The 18,113-nt window shown below is 48.7% G+C and carries 13 protein-coding genes; all 13 read left to right on the forward strand.

Going from position 1 to position 18,113, the window contains the following annotated elements; genetic code table 11:
* The first annotated feature begins 12 nt into the window (after positions 1 to 12).
* Positions 13 to 912: an ABC transporter permease gene (locus MJB10_RS12340; protein ID WP_314805237.1), complete on the forward strand. Its 900-nt coding sequence runs from the start codon at positions 13 to 15 to the stop codon at positions 910 to 912.
* 18 nt (positions 913 to 930) lie between these two features.
* Positions 931 to 1,794, forward strand: a complete 864-nt coding sequence (locus MJB10_RS12345; RefSeq protein ID WP_314805239.1) for a carbohydrate ABC transporter permease — start codon at positions 931 to 933, stop codon at positions 1,792 to 1,794.
* A 22-nt stretch (positions 1,795 to 1,816) separates the two neighbouring features.
* Positions 1,817 to 3,097: a DegT/DnrJ/EryC1/StrS family aminotransferase gene (locus tag MJB10_RS12350; RefSeq protein ID WP_314805241.1), complete on the forward strand. Its 1,281-nt coding sequence runs from the start codon at positions 1,817 to 1,819 to the stop codon at positions 3,095 to 3,097.
* The gene (locus MJB10_RS12355; RefSeq protein WP_314805243.1) at positions 3,082 to 4,005 is read left to right on the forward strand and encodes a Gfo/Idh/MocA family protein; all 924 of its coding nucleotides are present in this window, start codon (positions 3,082 to 3,084) and stop codon (positions 4,003 to 4,005) included. The genes MJB10_RS12350 and MJB10_RS12355 overlap by 16 nt, the downstream gene beginning before the upstream one ends.
* Positions 4,006 to 4,053: 48 nt before the next feature.
* On the forward strand, positions 4,054 to 5,118 hold the full coding sequence (locus tag MJB10_RS12360; protein ID WP_314805245.1) for an LLM class flavin-dependent oxidoreductase: 1,065 nt from the start codon (positions 4,054 to 4,056) through the stop codon (positions 5,116 to 5,118).
* 31 nt (positions 5,119 to 5,149) lie between these two features.
* The gene (locus MJB10_RS12365; protein WP_314805247.1) at positions 5,150 to 6,898 is read left to right on the forward strand and encodes a polysaccharide deacetylase family protein; all 1,749 of its coding nucleotides are present in this window, start codon (positions 5,150 to 5,152) and stop codon (positions 6,896 to 6,898) included.
* 23 nt (positions 6,899 to 6,921) lie between these two features.
* Positions 6,922 to 10,683 carry a heparinase II/III family protein gene (locus MJB10_RS12370; protein ID WP_314805249.1) on the forward strand — a complete coding sequence of 1,254 codons (3,762 nt, stop codon included), beginning with the start codon at positions 6,922 to 6,924 and terminating at the stop codon, positions 10,681 to 10,683.
* A gap of 79 nt (positions 10,684 to 10,762) precedes the next feature.
* Positions 10,763 to 12,631, forward strand: a complete 1,869-nt coding sequence (locus MJB10_RS12375) for a DUF4838 domain-containing protein (RefSeq protein ID WP_314805251.1) — start codon at positions 10,763 to 10,765, stop codon at positions 12,629 to 12,631.
* A 74-nt stretch (positions 12,632 to 12,705) separates the two neighbouring features.
* Complete coding sequence (locus MJB10_RS12380; protein WP_314805254.1) at positions 12,706 to 13,011, forward strand: hypothetical protein; 306 nt, start codon at positions 12,706 to 12,708, stop codon at positions 13,009 to 13,011.
* A 1,019-nt stretch (positions 13,012 to 14,030) separates the two neighbouring features.
* Entirely contained in the window at positions 14,031 to 15,944 is a 1,914-nt protein-coding gene (gene thrS / locus MJB10_RS12385) for a threonine--tRNA ligase (RefSeq protein ID WP_314805256.1), read from the forward strand.
* Positions 15,945 to 16,143: 199 nt separating this feature from the next.
* Positions 16,144 to 16,770: a hypothetical protein gene (locus MJB10_RS12390; protein ID WP_314805258.1), complete on the forward strand. Its 627-nt coding sequence runs from the start codon at positions 16,144 to 16,146 to the stop codon at positions 16,768 to 16,770.
* A gap of 127 nt (positions 16,771 to 16,897) precedes the next feature.
* Complete coding sequence (locus MJB10_RS12395) at positions 16,898 to 17,374, forward strand: UPF0158 family protein (protein WP_314805259.1); 477 nt, start codon at positions 16,898 to 16,900, stop codon at positions 17,372 to 17,374.
* A gap of 137 nt (positions 17,375 to 17,511) precedes the next feature.
* Complete coding sequence (locus MJB10_RS12400; RefSeq protein WP_314805262.1) at positions 17,512 to 17,970, forward strand: hypothetical protein; 459 nt, start codon at positions 17,512 to 17,514, stop codon at positions 17,968 to 17,970.
* Positions 17,971 to 18,113: the final 143 nt, after the last annotated feature.

Consider the following 18,113-nt stretch of genomic DNA (forward strand, 5'->3'; position numbering starts at 1 on the left):
AGGAGTACTGACATGCTGCGCAAACTGCAATCGAACGCTCCGCTCGCGCTGTTCATCATCGCGCTGCCGGGGATGCTGCACTTTATTATTTTTAAATATGTACCACTGCTCGGGAACGTCATCGCTTTTCAGAAATATGACATGTTCCGGGGCATATCCGGCAGCCTTTGGGTCGGCTTGGACCATTTCGTGACGATGTTTCAATATGCGGATTTCGCGAACATCTTGAAAAACACGGTCATTCTCAGCTTTTACCGGCTGGTGTTCGCCTTCCCTGCTCCGCTTCTTCTAGCGCTGCTGCTCAACGAGATTATTCATACGACGTTTAAGCGAACAGTGCAGACGGTTCTTTATTTCCCGCATTTCTTATCATGGGTCATCGTCGGTGGAATATTTATCCGATTGCTGCACTTTGATGGAATGGTGAATGACTTGCTTTCGCTCTTTGGGCTGGAACGCACCTACTGGCTGCAGCAGGTCGCGTATTTCCGGACGATACTTGTCACGTCAGGCATATGGAAGGAAGCGGGCTGGGGAACGATTATCTATTTGGCTGCTATTGCAGGTGTGAATCCAAACTTATACGAAGCGGCGATGGTAGACGGCGCCAACCGCTGGCAGCGAATGCGGCATGTGACCTTACCGGCGCTGATGCCGGCTATCATCGTGCTTTTATTACTGCGGATCGGTCATTTGCTTGACTCTGGAGCAGAGGAAGTGCTGATGTTCTCCAATCCGTTAGTGCGCAATGTGGCCGAAGTTATCGATACTTACGTATATCGGGTCGGTTTGATGGACGCCCAGTATAGCTACACAACGGCAATCGGGATGTTCAAATCTGTCGTTGGCTTCATTTTGATCGTCGGTTTGAACCGATTGGCCAAGAAAACGACAGGCGAGAGCATCTATTGAGAAAAGGAGGCTGAGCACATGCCAATTTACCGATCGGAACGCTGGTTTCAGGCGGGGCTAGCACTGTTCTTCATCGTCATGGGCATCATTATGCTGGTACCGATGCTGCATGTGATCGCGTTATCGTTAAGCGATTCACATCATGCCACAACGGGACACATTGGTCTGCTGCCTCAAGGATTTACACTGGATTCTTACAAAAAGATCATGGGCGAAACCCGAATTTGGCGCTCGCTAGGTGTAACTGTATATATCACGGTTTTAGGCACGCTGATTTCGTTATTTTTTACATCTACACTTGCCTATGCATTATCTCGCCCCCGTATGCCAGGCAAACCGCTTATTATGAAAGGAATCGTCATTACATTTATTTTCTCGGTGCCGCTAATTCCGTATTTCTTGACAGTGAATTCGCTCCATATGTTGAATACGTTGTGGTCCATTATGCTGCCTACCGCGTTGGGTGCCTTCAATGTCATCATTATGAAAACATTTTTTCAAGGGCTCTCGAGTGAAATTTTCGATGCCGGTTCAATTGACGGCTGCAGCGAATTCGGAATTTTCTACAGGCTCGCAATTCCGCTTTCCAAGCCAGTCTTTGCAACAATCGGCTTATTTCATGCCGTAGGACAATGGAATTCTTATTTTTATGCGCTGATTTTTATTCGCTCGAAGGAGCTGTACCCGATTCAAATTGTTTTGCGTGGCATGATTGTCAATGCGGATATGGCCGGATGGGTCGTCAATGTTGACACGACATACTCTGCGGAAACGCTTCAGGCAGGCGTCATCATAGTCGCTATTTTGCCTATTGTTGCGGTATATCCGTTTTTGCAAAAATATTTCGTCAAAGGCGCTTATGTGGGATCCTTAAAAGAATAGACTTGCGGGGAGGAAAGACAGCATGAACCCAAAATTAGCTATCCATGGAGGAACGGCCGTTCGCAGTATACCCTTGCCTCCATTGCTGCGCGGAGCGCTCGTCATCGGCGGCGAGGAGAAAGAGGAAGTCGACCGGGTCATTGACAGTAAAGCCTTATTCCGATATTACGGCAATGATGTGCAGCACTGCGTCGAGCGTCTGGAACACCAGATCGCCCAAGAAGCGAACGTTCCTTATGCGCTGGGCGTAACTTCCGGCACTGCTGCACTCATCGTTGCGTTGAAGGCGTTAGGCATTGGATACGGAGACAAAGTCATTGTGCCTGCGAATACGTTTACAGCAACAGCGGGCGCGGTCATCTGCGCGAATGCGGTCCCGGTATACGCCGACATCGATGAATCTATGAATCTAGATCCCCATGATTTAGAGCGGGTGTATGATAACGAGGTTAAGGCGATTATCGCGGTGCCCATCAACGGGACCCCCTGTGATATGGATGGCATTATGGCGTTTGCCCGAGAGAAAGGAATCTACGTGATCGAGGACGTGGCCCAATCACTCGGAACGACGTACAAGGGTAGATTTGCCGGTTCGATCGGCCATATCGGAACCTTTAGCTTCCAAATGCAAAAAACCATTACCGCCGGTGAAGGCGGAGCTATCATTACGCACGACGCTGGGTTGTTTGAGCGGGCCGTGCGCTACCACGATCAAGGCAGCTTCCGGGAAAAAATGCGCTATGGCTTCGAAACTGGCGAGCAGCAGGCGTTCGCCGGTCAGAACTACAGGATGAGCGAATTAACCGGAGCTGTTTTGCTCGCTCAATGGAAGAAGCTGGACCCGATTATATCCGTCATGCGTCATAGACAACAGGCCGCCCGTAGAGCAATCGAAGCACGCCTGCCACAGGTGCGGTTTCGAAAGTCTCCTGACCCCGCTGGAGATACCGGCTCGGTACTCGGCCTGTTTCTGCCAGATGCAGAAACAGCGGTGCGTTTCGCGCAGGCTGTCGAAGCCGAGGGCGTCACATGCTTCCGCATGTACGGGGGCCGTCCCATCTATATGACACCGTTTTTGCTCCATCAACGCACGGCGGAAAAGAATAATTTTCCGTTTGATTTTCCGTTCCGTCATCCGGTGGCTTACAAACCGGGGATGTGTCCGGTTGCAGAGGATCTACTGTCCCGCTATGTTCACATCCCAATTAGTCCGACACTGACGGAACGAGATGCTGAAGATATTGCAGAAGCCGTTGTCAAAGTCTATGAAGGGCTGGGGGTTGACCAATGGACGAAAGCTTAAAATCATCCAGTGTGCTTCGTCTTGGCTTGATCGGGTTAGACACATCGCATGTCAAGTTGTTCAGCGAGTTGCTCATGAATCCCGATCACCCGCATTATGTGCCTGGCGCAAGAATTGTAGCCGCCTTTTCTGGCGGTTCGCCTGATGTTCAAGTAAGCGCCAACCGTGTCGAAGGATACAAGCAGGAGCTGCGTACAGCATACGGCATTGAAATGCTTGACTCGCCGGAAGCGGTAGCGGAGCAGGTGGATGGCCTGCTCCTGACAGCCGTAGACGGACGAACGCATCCAGAACTGTTCCGCCGCATCGCGCCTTTCGGCAAGCCGACATTCGTCGATAAGCCGTTCGCTGTCTCGCAGAGCGACTCACAGGGCATGGCGGAAGTGGCTTCCCGTTATGGGCTGTCCTGGATGAGCAGCTCCGTACGCCGCTATGCCGCATCGCTAGTTGAGGCGCTTGCTTCACTTGAAGGCGGAGAAGTCGTAGGGGCCGAAGCCTACGGCCCGCTTGATTTGCTGCCGGAACTTCCGGACTGGTACTGGTATGGCATTCATATTGTGGAAACCGCGTATGCGGCACTTGGAACGGGATGCAAGAAAGTGACAGCTACGGCGGATCAGCGGCAAGAAGTAGTTACTGGCGTGTGGGGGGATGGCCGTACCGTTCAATTACGCGGCAACCGCGGGCCCAATAACAACCACGGGCTGCTGCTGCATCGCCAGCGAGGTACCGTATGGCTCGATACAGCCGTTGAGCAAAAGTCTAAATATGCAACTTTGCTAGAACGGCTGCTTGTATTTTTTCAAAGCGGAGTACCGGATATTGCGCCTGAAGAAACGCTGGAGTTGATTCGGTTTATCGAAGCGGTTAACGAAAGCCGGTTAACCGGCAAAACGGTTTATCTGTGAAGTACGTCATTAGAAATCTTTACAGCTACTGAAAGGGAGGTACTCTAGATGAGTATTCGATTTTCTTGGTTTACGCCAACGAATGGTGACGGCGCTCATATTGGTCTCAAACAACCGGAGCGGGAGCCCGATCTGTCTTATTTGATTCGAGTCGCTCAAACGGCCGAGCAGGCAGGTTTTGATGGTATTCTTGTGCCGGTCGGCACCCCGTTTCTGGATTCCTGGATGGTCGGATCAGCTCTTGTGCACCATACGAAGCGGATCCGGCCTCTTATAGCCATCCGGCCCGGCTTCATTGCCCCATCGTTGTCGGCCAAAATGGCGGCTACGCTAGATCAGTTTAGCGGTGGCAGAATTGACATTAATATTGTAGCTGGAGGCTCGCCGCACGAGCTTGGTCAAGACGGAGATTTTGTCTCACATGACGAGCGTTATGAGCGTGCCCGGGATTTTATGACTGTCTTAAACAAGCTGTGGGAAGAACGAGGCTTCAATTATAAAGGATCGCACTATGCGATTAAGGATGGTAACCTCGTGCCACCGAATCGGCAAGGAAAAATCCCCATCTACTTCGGTGGTTCCTCGGAATCAGCTAAACAGATTACCGCTGAATTCGGTAATGTTTATTTACAATGGGGCGAACCGATTGAAGAAGTGAAGGCCCAGATAGAGGACGTGAGACAGCGAGCAGCCGCTTTGGGTCGAACGGTGGAGTTCGGTGTGCGGATACACGTCATTGTTAGAGAAACGGAACGTGAAGCTTGGGAATTCGCCGAAAGTCTCGTATCGGAAATTGATCCGGAAGTGGAAGCGCGTATGTCGCGCTACTACCAGCAAGCCGATTCGGTGGCGCAAGGCCGAATGAGCCGTCTCCTGCAAGGTGATTATCGATTCGGTAAGTATAAATGGGCAGGTATCGGGCGTGTGCGCAAAGGAGCCGGAACCGCGGTCGTCGGCACGCCCGAGCAGGTGAAGGAAGGACTGCAAGAGTACATCGATGCCGGAGTTAGTCATTTCATTATCTCTGGCTTTCCGCACTTGGAAGAAGCGGAGCGTGTTAGCAAGCTGTTGCTTCCACTCTTTCGAGATCAAACGGAGATTTCAATAGGCTGAACGTCATGACGAGAGGGAGAGGTGAGGCGATTTGACCCGAAAAATAGCTCGAATCGCCATCTTGCTCGATCGGCGGGCAGCAATGCGCCGGTGGGCCTACGGTTTGAACGTTTTCGACCGCTGGGTCGGCGAAATGTTAGCGCATGCCGGCTTGCCGTTTGAGTGGCTGGATGAAACGAGGCAAGTGCTAGAGCAAGGAATTGATATTGTAATCGCAGCTTTGCCTGGAGAGGAACAAGATGATTTGGACACGTTGATGCGGTTTGCGGCACGTGGCGGTATTGTGATCTCCTATGGTGGCTTGAATGGGCTTGCGCGGAGCCTCGGCTTTCGGCGCTGCGGCTCTATCGGGCCGGGGTATGCCAGCATGCCGTTTGTGCATGCGGAAGATCGGCCATTACGTTTTCTGGCAGCCGAGCCGTGGGCATTAAGAGACGATTCTCCAAAGACGCATCAGGCTTTTGGTGAGCTTTACTTATCTCCTCCCAGTAGACAAAGTGTTAGTCAGACGCCTTTAGCGACGCTGCTGCAAATTCCGGTTGATCGCGGCAGAATTGAGCGATGGTCCGTCCGTGTTGCCGATACACTTGTCGGGCTGCAGCAAGGTCTCAGTCCTCTGTTAGAGGACGGCGCACCGGCTGCGGACGGCACTGCAGGTTTAGATGATGGATTGCTCAAAGCCGAGGATACGATAACGCTTGATTGGCAGCACGATCGCGTGCAAACGGAGACGGGTGCGACATACTTTGCTTATCCATACGCCGATTTGTGGAAGGAGTCGATCATTGGCCATTTACTCCGAAGCGCTCTCTCCATCGGACGGACACTTCCATTTATCGCGTACTGGCCTGACGGCGTTGGGCAGGTCGCATTAATTTCTCATGACAGTGACCGCAATCACGATGAGGATGCGATCACGACTCTTCGTGAGCTGGCAGATTGCGGGGTTACGAGTACCTGGTGCATGATGAAGCCCGGGTACAGCGTATCTCTGTATGATGGTATTCAGAAGGCGGGGCATGAGTTAGCCCTCCATTTCAATGCCAATGAGAATGAAGGAGGAAGCTGGTCAGAAGCGGCGTTTCAGCGTCAACACGAATGGTTTGTGCGAACGGTCGGCAATGGGGCTGTGGTAAGCAATAAAAATCATTTTACGCGCTTCGAGGGTTGGGGCGAACTGTATCGATGGTGCGAAGCTTGCGGACTTGCAAGTGATCAAACACGGGGGCCGAGCAAGCGGGGAACCGTCGGTTTTTTATTCGGTACCTGTCATCCTTATTTCCCTATAGCGTGGTCGGATGAGCAAAATCGATTGTACAATGTACTAGAAATCGGATTTTTATCGCAGGACCTTGGCTCTTTCACCGATTTCAGCGTTGTTGTACCGCTTTTACGTCAGGTTGCGAGAGTCCACGGCGTCGCTCATTTTTTATTTCATCAAGGACGCATTCACAGCGATCCGGCTGTGCGGAATTCCTTGCACAGATTCGTTCTGACGGCCAAGGAAGAAGGCTTTGATTTTTGGACTGGCAAAGCGATCGTTGAATGGCTGCAGCTACGCCGCAGCTTTACTATTATTGGACGAGATGCAAACGGCGATGTTTTACTACGTGGTGATGATTCGGGTACAACGGTACCTCGCTTCGTCGTCTGGGAACCGCTGGACGAGGGAGAGTGTAAAAGCATTGACGATCATCTGACTGAGCTCCGATTCGGCGTTGACTGTAAACGAAGCTCGTATATCATTTCTGGAAAGGGATCTGTGCCAGGCCGCAGCTGACAAATGAGAATAGGAGGATGGCAATGGCGGAGTATCGGAATTTTGATTATCCCGTCTATCTTGTTCCAGAAAGGGAGGAGGAAGCGGAGTGGTCTTCACCTTTCGTGGTTGCAGATCAGCAGTTTCGAGGGAGCAAAGCTCAGCTTGAACGCTCTGAGCACCGAATCGCTTTCATGGCTTTTACGAGTGGCAATGAAATTAGGATTAAGGTACGGTACGAAACAGAAGGCGGGGAAATCGCCATTCAATTCGACCGTGGAGCAACAAAACGGAAAAGGCACAATATGTTCGAGATCAAGCTTCTGCCGGATGAAAGCGTCCAGTACCTAGAGCACCGGTATGAAGTAGAGGTTCTTTCGCTACCCCCGTTTATCAAGGTATCGCGGAGTACGGTCGGGGCCGATCCAATCGCCGAGCTTGTAGTTCCAATGGAGCATTTGCGCATCGGCAGTGCAAATGAGAGGATTGTCGGTTTTAATGTCGTACGAACGCTGGAAACGCAAGGAACAAACAATTTGAGCGGAACGTTCATCTCTTGGTCCGGGGTTCGCGGAGACCGGCCTGCAAGTGGCATCGGTACTGGGAACTTATTGCTGACGCACGGACTTAATCAGGATGAAATTGGTCATTGGGCATCCAAAGCGGGAGAGGCAGGCAGCCTATTTTTTACCCGGTGGGAAAAGCGGCATATTCCGCAGCGCATTTACGACTTGATGGCAATAAAAAGGCGCGGATTGACTGGGAGGCTTAACGCTGACGATCTTCAAGTGTCGCGTGCGAATGCTGAACAGACGTCATGGGGACAAGGAATTCGCTCTACCGTGCTGGAGGTAGCCGATTATTGGGCAGCGAAATCCGATGACGAGCTGTTTGCGCTCGTTCCGGACGGGAATCCTCGAGCGCTATCAGTTGGTCAATTTTTTGGCGACCCGCTGCATGGCGGCAAACGAACCGCTTTTGAGCTATGTCTGGAACGTCCCTATCACTATTACAACCCGTCGACGCGCACCTGGTGGAGCAATGGGATGACGCTCGTAAATCCAACGACCGGCGAAGAGTTAGTCCTATGGGATGACGGTCGCGGCTTCGTCGCGCCGGACGGTTTTCCCGTTCCAGGAGCCCGATATATGTTCACAGCCTCATACCGGCTATTTCTTTGGTCGATGCTCCTTGGCAAGCCATATTGCGCTGTACTGACGGATACGTCTGTTTGTCCGGAGACTACTGGTGACCGGTTCGCAGCCGCCATCCCGAATCTGGCTTTTGCCTATCAGCTTACCCGGCAACCGATTTATGCGTACAAAGCACTCCTGCTAATCGGTCGAATGGCGGAACTTATCCCATATATGAACGGCAACTGGGGTTCCGGCTATTACGATACAGTTCAGATTTCTGAACCGACAACGACGGAGTGCCATTGGCTTGTCAATTTTTTTGAGGCGTATGATCTATTATTTGACGTTATTGAAACGCAGGAGCCGAAGCTTCAAGCATTCTTTGCCGACAAGCCCGATGCGGAGCGCCAGCGAAGGTCTGTGCCTTTCTCCATCAATAAAGCCATCCATGAGATGGTGCCGTATATTGTGTATAGCTGCGAAATCGAAAGAACGCGAAATGCCGATTGGTCGCTGCGCTATTTAAATCTTGAACTGCTAATCGCCTCCATATTTGAAAATAGCGCCCTCATGCTAGAGGTGCTAGGCAGCGGCCCTCATTCGTTGTTAGCCAAAATTCGCAATTTGTTCTTCCGTGATGGTCGTTATATTTACGACTCCTTCGGTTATTTGGCTCAAATCGGCGAGCAGGTGGCGCTGCTGGCGAACAATAATTACCGATTTCTCAATGCTAGTTATGCGACAAGCGGTATCGATATGTTCGAGGATCCCCGATATGGTATACGATCTGTCATCGAATTCACCGTAAACACAATGTGTGGGCAGCTGAATCCGATGTTCGGTGATACCCTTGCCGACAACGCGGAGCCGATAGATCCGAGCAGAGCAGCCGGAGGGATTCGATACAGCCCCGCCTACGACATTGCATTCCGAAGAATGCCTTCCCTGCGCAAACAGCTCGGTGCGCTGCTGGCAAATCTTTCGGAGCAAGATCTGCTTACGGCGAGGATCCAGAGCGTGGAACGTACGAACGTGAAGCATGCGCTCCTGTTATTAGCGACGGCGCCGAATCAAGCTGAACTGTCAGCCTTTTCGGACGACAGAGGCAGTGGTGCCGGACGTGTACCTAGATCCTACTTGGCACAGGACTCGCAGATTAGCGTGCTGCGAGCAGGTTCCGACTCAAGGACTTGCAAGCATGTCGTCCTTTACGGACCGCCTTCCGCTGGCCATATGCATGGCGACAAGCTCGGCCTGTGGATTGGTGCTTATGGATATCATTTGCTAGCAGCGGCAGGCGGATATCCGTTCACGTGGATGAATCCGAAATTTGATGCCTGGGAGACACATACGGCCGCTTGTTCCTTGGTAGTCGTTGACGGACACAATCAGCAACCTTCATATTCACGTCAGTTGGGTCACTATGAAGGTCGGCTGCTGCAAGGTGCAGGCATGGCAAATGAGGATGCAAATATCGGATCTCAGCTCGAACGTTGGTGCTGGGTCGTTAGTAGTCCAAACGGCGTGGATGCATATATTCTTGATGGATTCGGAGTTTCGGGAGGCAGAACGTTTGATTACAATACGATGGGTCTGGATATCGGCTTTGAGCAGGTAAGCTTCGAGGGTATTGAGGAACACGAATGGTTTCCGTTAAGCGGCACGCTAGCTGGTGAGCAGATCGCACTTTATTCAGAGCCTGGATACGGCTGGATGAAGGCGTTACGCAAAGCTAAAGTGCAAAAAACGGCTTCTTGGACATATCGGTATGCCACTGCAGGCCTGCGAATTCATGCTGTTGCTGCTGAGCAGCCCCGAGAAATCATTTGCTGTGAGGGTGAGCGGGGCGGACAGGAGCCGGGTAAATCGCGTTGGGTCCCTTTCGTGATATGGCGCGATGAGCACCCAGTGGCTGAGACAGTTGAGGCAATAGAAGCAAACGCAGGAACAGAAGATGTTATCCATCAAGCTGGGTTCACAACCGTTTACGAACCGTTCGAAGACTCTGAGCACCTAGCTGCAGTTCGTGCACTTCGGAGAGATCCCGCACCCAAAGCCGTTGATCCCGCAACCATTGGCGTTGAAATTGTCCATTGCGACGGGCATCGGGACATCTTCATTCGAGCTTCCCGCAGAGAAGCTTCGGTATGCTTCTTCGACACGGACGGCCAAGCGTACGAAACGGATGCGGAGGCGCTGTTGCTTCGTTATCGCAAGGGTGCTCTTTTGGCGGCGGAAGCAGTTGGCTTCACGGGCATAACGGTTCCCGGGTTAGTTTGTGCGCAGCATGAATCGGTACTTGCCGGGACGGTTAAAGCTGTTGAGCTCACCAGCCGGCGCATCACCATTCGCCTGCACGAAGTGCTGACTATTCCTCCTAATGAGCTGGAGGGACGCGTCGCACTGCTGGATTCACCGGATTACGGCAAGCCTTCCACCTATACAATTCGTGAACCGCAACTGATCGGAACCGAATTCACGTTCCGTAGTGAAATTCCGCTGATTCTGATGGATACGGATGCAAATTCACCATCAAAACGCCGGGGTCTCGGCATCAAAAGCCGAGTCGTATTCGAGGGGAAAGAAGTATTCGTCGACCTGAAGCCCGGGGACACCTTCCGGCTGCCGAACCGATTGATCTGGGATAGCAGGGAGGGAGTTACTTATTAACCGTTGGACCATAATTACAAGACGGGAACATCCTGTCATCCAATATGCCTCACAAGAACTTACCAAATATTTGAGAAAAATGACCTCCGAACATGATATTGACGCTAGTGCTGAATCGAAGTTAGATGCCATTCAGACACATCGACTCTATCTCGGATTATTCGAAGACTTCGGGATCTCGACGGAAACGTTAGAAAATACCGAACTCGATGATGCCATTGAGATTGATGTAATGAACGGTGACGGACGACTGGCTGGAGCCAATGTACGAAGCGTTTTATTTGCAGTCTATCGTTATTTGGAGGAAATTGGATGTAGATGGATTCGTCCAGGCCAGGATGGAGACTTTGTTCCTGTAGGACTCCTTCAGCCGCAAACCGTCAAAGTAAAAGAAAGCGCAGCCTATCGGCACAGAGGCATCTGTATTGAAGGTGCCGTAAGTCTTGAGAATATGAAAGATCACATCGAATGGGCGCCGAAGGTCGGTTTTAATGCTTACTTCCTTGAGTTTAAAACGCCGTACACCTTCTTTGAACGCTGGTACAATCATAGACACAATGCCTACAAAGAGCCGGAAGGGCTAACGATAACGAAGGTACAAGAATTTAAAGCTGAATTAGAAATTGAAATAGCTAAAAGAGGTCTGCTGTATCATGCCGTCGGACACGGCTGGACTGGTGAACCGCTGGGGTTGCCTTGTCTGGGCTGGGAGCCTGTTTGCGTTGAACCCGATGAGAGAACGGCTTCCCTGCTCGCCCAGGTCCAAGGGCAACGAAAGCTTTGGCATGGCGTGCCACTTAATTCGAATTTGTGCTATTCCAATGCGGAGGCGCGAAGGTTGATGGTGAAGGATGCGGCGGATTATGCTCAGCAGAATCCACAAATTGCCATGCTGCATGTATGGCTGGCGGATGCGCCGAATAATCACTGCGAGTGCGAGGCTTGCAGTCGTGCTCGTCCAGCGGATTTTTACGTGAGGCTGCTCAATGAGTTGGATGAAGAACTAATCGCTAGGCAGCTGGAAACACGAATTGTATTCCTGTTGTATTTGGATTTGTTATGGACGCCCGAGACGGAAAAGCTGCGTAATCCCGGAAGGTTTCTACTGTTATTTGCTCCGGTTAGTCGTACATATAGCCGTACTTACGACCCGGATACGACCGGCATTCAGCTCCCGCCCTATGAACGCAATCGGCTTAAGTTCCCGCAAGGTATTCGCGAGAATGTCGCTTTCCTGAAAGAATGGCAGAAGCATTTTGACGGTGACAGCTTCGCTTATGAATACCATTTCATGTGGGATCACTATTTTGATCCCGGTTATGAACATATTGCCGATATAATCAGCGCTGACGTGAAGCAACTCCGGCACCTTGGTTTAAATGGCATGGTCAGCGATCAGACGCAGCGCTCGTTTTTCCCAAGTGGGCTTGGGATGTACGTCTTGGGCAAGACACTCTGGAACGAAAACGCCGATTTCGACGCACTTTCAAAAGCCTACTATGAAGCTGCATTTGGGGCCGATGCTGAGGCTTGCCAATGGTATCTTAGGAAATTGTCCACTTTGTTCGATCCACCTTATATGCGTGGTGAGAAACCGAGATACAGTCGTGAAGCTGTCAGTCGACTTGCACAAGTGCGAGGTGTTGTGCATGAATTTCAGCCATGCATAGAGAAAAACCTAAAGCGAAACACGGACCCGTGCAGGCGAAAATCTTGGGCATACTTGGGAGAGCATGCGGAGCTTGTGGTTTTGCTTGCGGATGCATTTCAAGCGCGTGCGGACGGACGTATAGCGGAAGCCCGGCAACACTGGGAGCGCACTGTTGATTGGGCACGGCAGGCAGAAGACCGGATTCAGCCGGTTTTTGATGTCTTTCTTTTTATCCAAACACTGCAGAAAGAATTCGAAGAAGGGATACGGACAAATTTTGGAGGCGAAGTATCATAAAATAGTTTCAATGCCTAAACGTGAGAGTCGAGGAAAATCGCTCCCCGAAGCAGCACCATTAATGTGGAAGATAGATGAGCAATTGTGTAGGTCCTGTTCCTATGGGCTTGGCGGTTCCGCCTACCGTCGATGTCTACGATTCGTCGAACAAACTTGGCGTTGGCGATTTCCGAATGGACACGCAGGACGGTTTTACAAAAATACGCCGCTGGATCAGCCGCCTAAAACAAACGGGCAATTACCGATACGATGCCACGTTGAACTTCTATGATGCAGCAGGTAAGGCGCTTGGTACTGCGGAATTGAAGCAGACGGGGAGCGGCAGTGCAGAAAGTTTCACTTCGACCTTCGACGATATTCGAAACTGCAGGCAAGGGTGATTTTACCGACTTCAAATCCGTATCGGTAACGGTAAATATGGTTCGAGCAGACAATCGATCCATTGAAATAAGTTCATTTGGCGCGCATAACAATGACACAAAAGCTCTCATAAAGGCAGCCGATACACTATCGGTTGCCTTGTCTGTTCAAGTGGGATCATGAAAAGTTTTCATGGGATCAAGTAAGAAGATAAAGCCGAGGCAAAAGTCACCTGAATGAAGTCTTCTTGACTTGAAGGGTGTCGCTTAGTAATCAAGAAAAAATCCACGCCGTTTTTAAGCAGTGGATTTTTTTGTTGTCGCTTGTCCAATGACACAAATGTGCCTACATAATTTCAAATCCAAATGCCTGAGGAATCAGGCTTTTTTATTTTTATGTAGGAAGATTTGTGTCATCTAAAAATGCACAAATGTCCCAACATTGTAGTCTGACGACACAAATTCACCTACATTATAAAGATCGATTTTTGGATCGGGTCGAATCACTAAAGAGATTCTCCACTTGCCAACAAAATAACCCTAAGCGCTCAACTAACGGGCAGTTTAGTTGAATAACATATAATTCCTATTTTTCGTTAGGAGAGACAAAATAAATAAATACTGAATTTTTGAACTGTATGATCGGGAAGCAGATTACCAATCCTTGACAGAGTGAGAATATGTATGTAATATAATCCTATTGGCGCTGACCAAAGACATGATTTCCTTCACGAACTGCCCAGAGAGAGAAGCATTCGCTGCGAGCTTCTTCAGTAAACGGATTGAAATTACCCCTTTGTAGCCGTGGCGTTGAACGCGTCGGTCCTTCTTGGATGACGTAAGTATGCGGCACCGTCTGATCCCCGTTACCGGATACTTATGAGGACTTGTAGCAGCTTTCTTTGGTCGAAACCGGGAATAGCTTGCCGCAGGTTGAATTAGGGTGGAACCACGAGTTGAACGCACTCGTCCCTTTCTGGGATAGAGGCGTTTTTTTGCGTTCAATACGTTCTAATAACGAAGAAATGGAGGCTACAATCATGGAGATCAAAGTAACATTGCCAGATGAAACAGTTAGGAGGTATCAACAAGGAACCACCGTGGAGCAAGTGGCGGGCTCTTTGGGGACGGGACTTAGAAAGAGTGCGATAGCTGGGACAATCAATGGCAAGCTCGTTGATCTGGATCAACCGATCGACCATGATTGCCGCCTGGAAGTGATAACACTCGCTGACGAGGATGGTTTAATGATCTATCGGCACAGTACAGCTCATGTAATGGCGCAAGCGATTACGCGAATCTATGGACAGCAAGTCGTGAATCTGGGGATTGGGCCGGTTATCGAAGATGGGTTCTACTACGATATTGATATAGAAAAGCCGTTGTCGACCGAGGATTTGAAGGCAATCGAGAAGGCAATGCAGCAGATTATCCAAGAAAACCTCCCCATTGTCCGGCGCGCGGTAAGCCGTGCGGAAGCGATACGTACGTTCGAGGAACTGGATGAGCCGTTGAAATTGGAGTTAATCGGGGCATTGCCAGATGATGCCGTCATTACAATCTATGATCAAGGTGAATTCATGGATTTATGCCGGGGGCCGCATTTGCCTTCAACAGGTAGAATTAAAGCTTTCAAGCTGCTCAGTGTGGCCGGGGCATACTGGCGCGGAGATGCGAATAACAAGGTGCTGCAGCGTATATATGGAACAGCCTTTCCGAGTAAAACCCAACTCGACGACCATCTGTTTATGCTGGAGGAAGCGAAAAAGCGCGACCACCGCAAGCTGGGGAAAGAACTGGAGTTGTTTATGTTCTCGGAGGAAGCGCCGGGAATGCCATTCTACTTGCCGAAAGGGATGACGATTCGCACAGCACTAGAGGACTTTGCACGGGATATTCAGCGGAAACTCGGGTACGATGAGGTACGGACACCACTTATGATGAATAACCGGATATGGGAGCAATCCGGACACTGGGATCATTACAAGGAAAATATGTATTTCACTAATGTAGACGAAACGAAATTCGCGCTTAAACCGATGAACTGTCCAGGCCATATGTTGATTTATAAAAATGATCTGCATTCCTATCGTGAGCTGCCTATCCGGCTTTCGGAATTCGGCCAAGTGCACCGCCATGAGTTTTCAGGTGCGCTGGGCGGAATGATGCGGGTCCGCACCTTCTGCCAGGACGATGCGCATCTATTCGTCTTGCCGGAGCAAATCGAAGATGAGATCAACAATATTATGGAGTTGATCGACCATGTCTATCGCGTATTTGGTTTCGAGTACAGAATCGAGCTCTCGACTAGGCCGGAAGATTCGATGGGGGCGGAAGAGTTATGGGACCAAGCGGAGCAAGCGCTTAAGAATGTGCTGGACAACCGCGGAGCCGCGTATCGAATCAATGAGGGTGATGGGGCCTTTTATGGGCCGAAAATTGATTTTCACATTCTCGATGCGCTAAAGCGGAGCTGGCAGTGCGGAACGATCCAGTTGGATTTCCAGATGCCTGAGAAGTTCGATCTCACGTATATCGGCGAGGATAATCAGAAGCATCGGCCCGTTGTGATCCACCGTGCTGTCTATGGCTCGATCGACCGCTTCATGGGTATTCTGACCGAGCATTACTCAGGTGCTTTCCCACTCTGGCTTGCGCCTGTGCAGGTGAAGGTGCTGCCCGTTTCGGAGCGGTACAACGACTATGCTTTCCAAGTGAAGAAAGAGCTGGTTGAGGCTGGAATCCGAGTAGAAATCGACGCGCGGGAAGAGAAGCTCGGATACAAAATTCGTGAAGCGCAGCTTGAGAAAACGCCGTATATGCTCGTGCTTGGCGAAAGCGAGAAGGAAACCCGGAATGTCTCGGTCCGCAAACGGGGCGAAGGCGACCTTGGCGCTATAACCTTGGAAGTATTCATAACTCAGCTGATGGAAGAGCTTCGACCGCTTAACTGATGTCATGTAAGAAGGACTGCCCAATGATTAGTGGCCTCCTGCTTTTCGAAAGAAAAAGGGTTGTGGGATTAAGCTTACGTAGGAACGTTAGTTGAACATTGACACAGCGGCAGCCGGCTCTGACCGGCTGCCGTTTTCCGTTAAAGTAATGGGCGGGGTAGTTACAAAAAGTGGTATTATTATTGTGAGGTGATTAATATTGAGGTGGTTACAAGGGGGACCTTTTTTAGAACTAAGCTTTATATTTAATGAACCAATGAAAATCGAAAAAGTAATCGCTAAACTGATTAATACTAACGTCAAAATAGAAGTGCACAACTCACCAGAACATATTCAGCAATTTTACGAGGGTTATCCTTATGACGAGGATGATCCGCACAGTGTGATGATCCATCGAATCGAAATCAACTTAACTGTGCACACAACCCGACAACGGAGAGCTATACTATTTGTTGAGAAAATAAGTTTGGAGTTATTATCATTTTCAATGTGTTTTTTCGGAGATAAAGATGATGCCCCAGAGTGGAATCAGCCAGGTATAAGAGATGATGAGCTTGATGAGATTATCTGTTTATTAATCTCACTCTATAGAGAATTAAAGTTTAGTGTGGGTGGTCTAGCAATTGAAGAAGATATGAAAGGTTTGTTTAATGTTAATAAAGTATGGCCAAATGAAAAATATAACTTTGCAAATCTTACTTTCAAAGATAACCTACATAAGTTTCAAGCTATCTTAGTAAATCAATCTTTAAATGAAAAACTGCCTGAAGGACAGTACACTCTAATAGATAATTCTTGTATTCTTTATCGAAACGCATTGAACTAACGTAAGAACGATAGTTTGATGACGGAATTTGGATTATCCATCTTAAATGATTGAAGCTGCCAATTGGGAGCTTCATTTGTATTTTTTTGGATATGCTATTTATATATAGAGAAAGGGGGAAAATCAATTGAAGAATAACAAACCAGTAAAATTGGAGGATCTAAGTAGTGAGATTGAGCTTCAAATTGATGATACTTTTACTTTTATAAATACTAATACAGGCGAAGTTATTACATTAATGAGAGAAGAAATGAGAGCTGCAGAAGATGAAGAACCACTTGAAAAATTCCCTGACTGGCAAAGAGAGAATATTGAAAAAGCTATCGGCATAATTGAGGATGATGATGGAGTTTACGTGGACTTTACATTAAGAAACAACTTCAATGAATATGAAATCATGGAGGAGTTTATTGTAAGTCATCAGGATCAAAAAAATAGAGGAGTACTGTATAACGCCATTCAAGGAAGAGGCGCTTTTCGAAGATTTAAAGATAAAATAATAGAACTTGGAGTTGATAAGCAATGGTACACATACAAAGAAAGTAAGATAAGGCAATTAGTAATTGAATGGTGTAAGGAGCACAACATAACAATCCAGGATTAAAAAATGGATATTGAGGCTGCCGCGGTATATGTCGGTAGCTTCATTACGTTAACGGGCAGGATAGCGTGGAAACTATCTTGAATAAATGATTAATAAATATGCGAAGCGTTACCAACCGTATTCGGAGGTGATATTTGATGGCAATAGGGGATTATCAATTTATTCTTTATCCAATAGGAAATTCGCCTATTTTAACGGAAGATGGAATGGAATTTGTTGGACCTAATTATTTTAACTTTGTCCAAGCAGTCAAAGAGCTCGAGAAATTACGTTATATGAAAAATGACCCAACCTTGAAAAGTTGGAACTCATTCGATGATGCGTGTTATTTTGTCTATAACGACGGGAAGTACAAAGTTGAAATTGAACTAAATACAGGTACTATAGCTGAAGAGGCTGAAATGATATCTGTCAGAACTAATATTTATAAAGTAGAAGGAAATGTAACTGAAGCATTACATATTTGCAGGATATTATGCGATTCCTTGAACTTATGTTGCTGGGGTATGAAACTTCGCAAAATTGTTAATTTGAATGATATTCAAGATGTAAATGCTACAATTAATAACTTCAATAAGCTAAGAAACAAGTATTAATTCAAAACATCGTTGAGCTAACGCAGGAACGATATTTAAATTAACCGCCATTTCAAAGGGCGGTTTTCTTTTGGGGTAAAAAACAACATTAAGATTTAACATACCCTTGAATAAAGGAGTTATATTACGTTGTTGCTAGCGCC

Source organism: Paenibacillus sp. MBLB1832 (assembly GCF_032271945.1).
Taxonomy (GTDB): Bacteria; Bacillota; Bacilli; order Paenibacillales; family NBRC-103111; genus Paenibacillus_E; species Paenibacillus_E roseopurpureus.

Excerpts from the sequence above, each read along its gene's own strand:
- MJB10_RS12340 (WP_314805237.1), top strand. The coding sequence starts at position 13 with ATGCTGCGCAAACTGCAATCGAACGCTCCGCTCGCGCTGTTCATCATC.
- MJB10_RS12400 (WP_314805262.1), top strand. The coding sequence starts at position 17,512 with ATGGCAATAGGGGATTATCAATTTATTCTTTATCCAATAGGAAATTCG.
- MJB10_RS12350 (WP_314805241.1), top strand. The coding sequence starts at position 1,817 with ATGAACCCAAAATTAGCTATCCATGGAGGAACGGCCGTTCGCAGTATA.
- MJB10_RS12355 (WP_314805243.1), top strand. The coding sequence starts at position 3,082 with ATGGACGAAAGCTTAAAATCATCCAGTGTGCTTCGTCTTGGCTTGATC.
- MJB10_RS12345 (WP_314805239.1), top strand. The coding sequence starts at position 931 with ATGCCAATTTACCGATCGGAACGCTGGTTTCAGGCGGGGCTAGCACTG.
- MJB10_RS12360 (WP_314805245.1), top strand. The coding sequence starts at position 4,054 with ATGAGTATTCGATTTTCTTGGTTTACGCCAACGAATGGTGACGGCGCT.
- thrS (WP_314805256.1), top strand. The coding sequence starts at position 14,031 with ATGGAGATCAAAGTAACATTGCCAGATGAAACAGTTAGGAGGTATCAA.
- MJB10_RS12380 (WP_314805254.1), top strand. The coding sequence starts at position 12,706 with ATGAGCAATTGTGTAGGTCCTGTTCCTATGGGCTTGGCGGTTCCGCCT.
- MJB10_RS12375 (WP_314805251.1), top strand. The coding sequence starts at position 10,763 with ATGACCTCCGAACATGATATTGACGCTAGTGCTGAATCGAAGTTAGAT.
- MJB10_RS12370 (WP_314805249.1), top strand. The coding sequence starts at position 6,922 with ATGGCGGAGTATCGGAATTTTGATTATCCCGTCTATCTTGTTCCAGAA.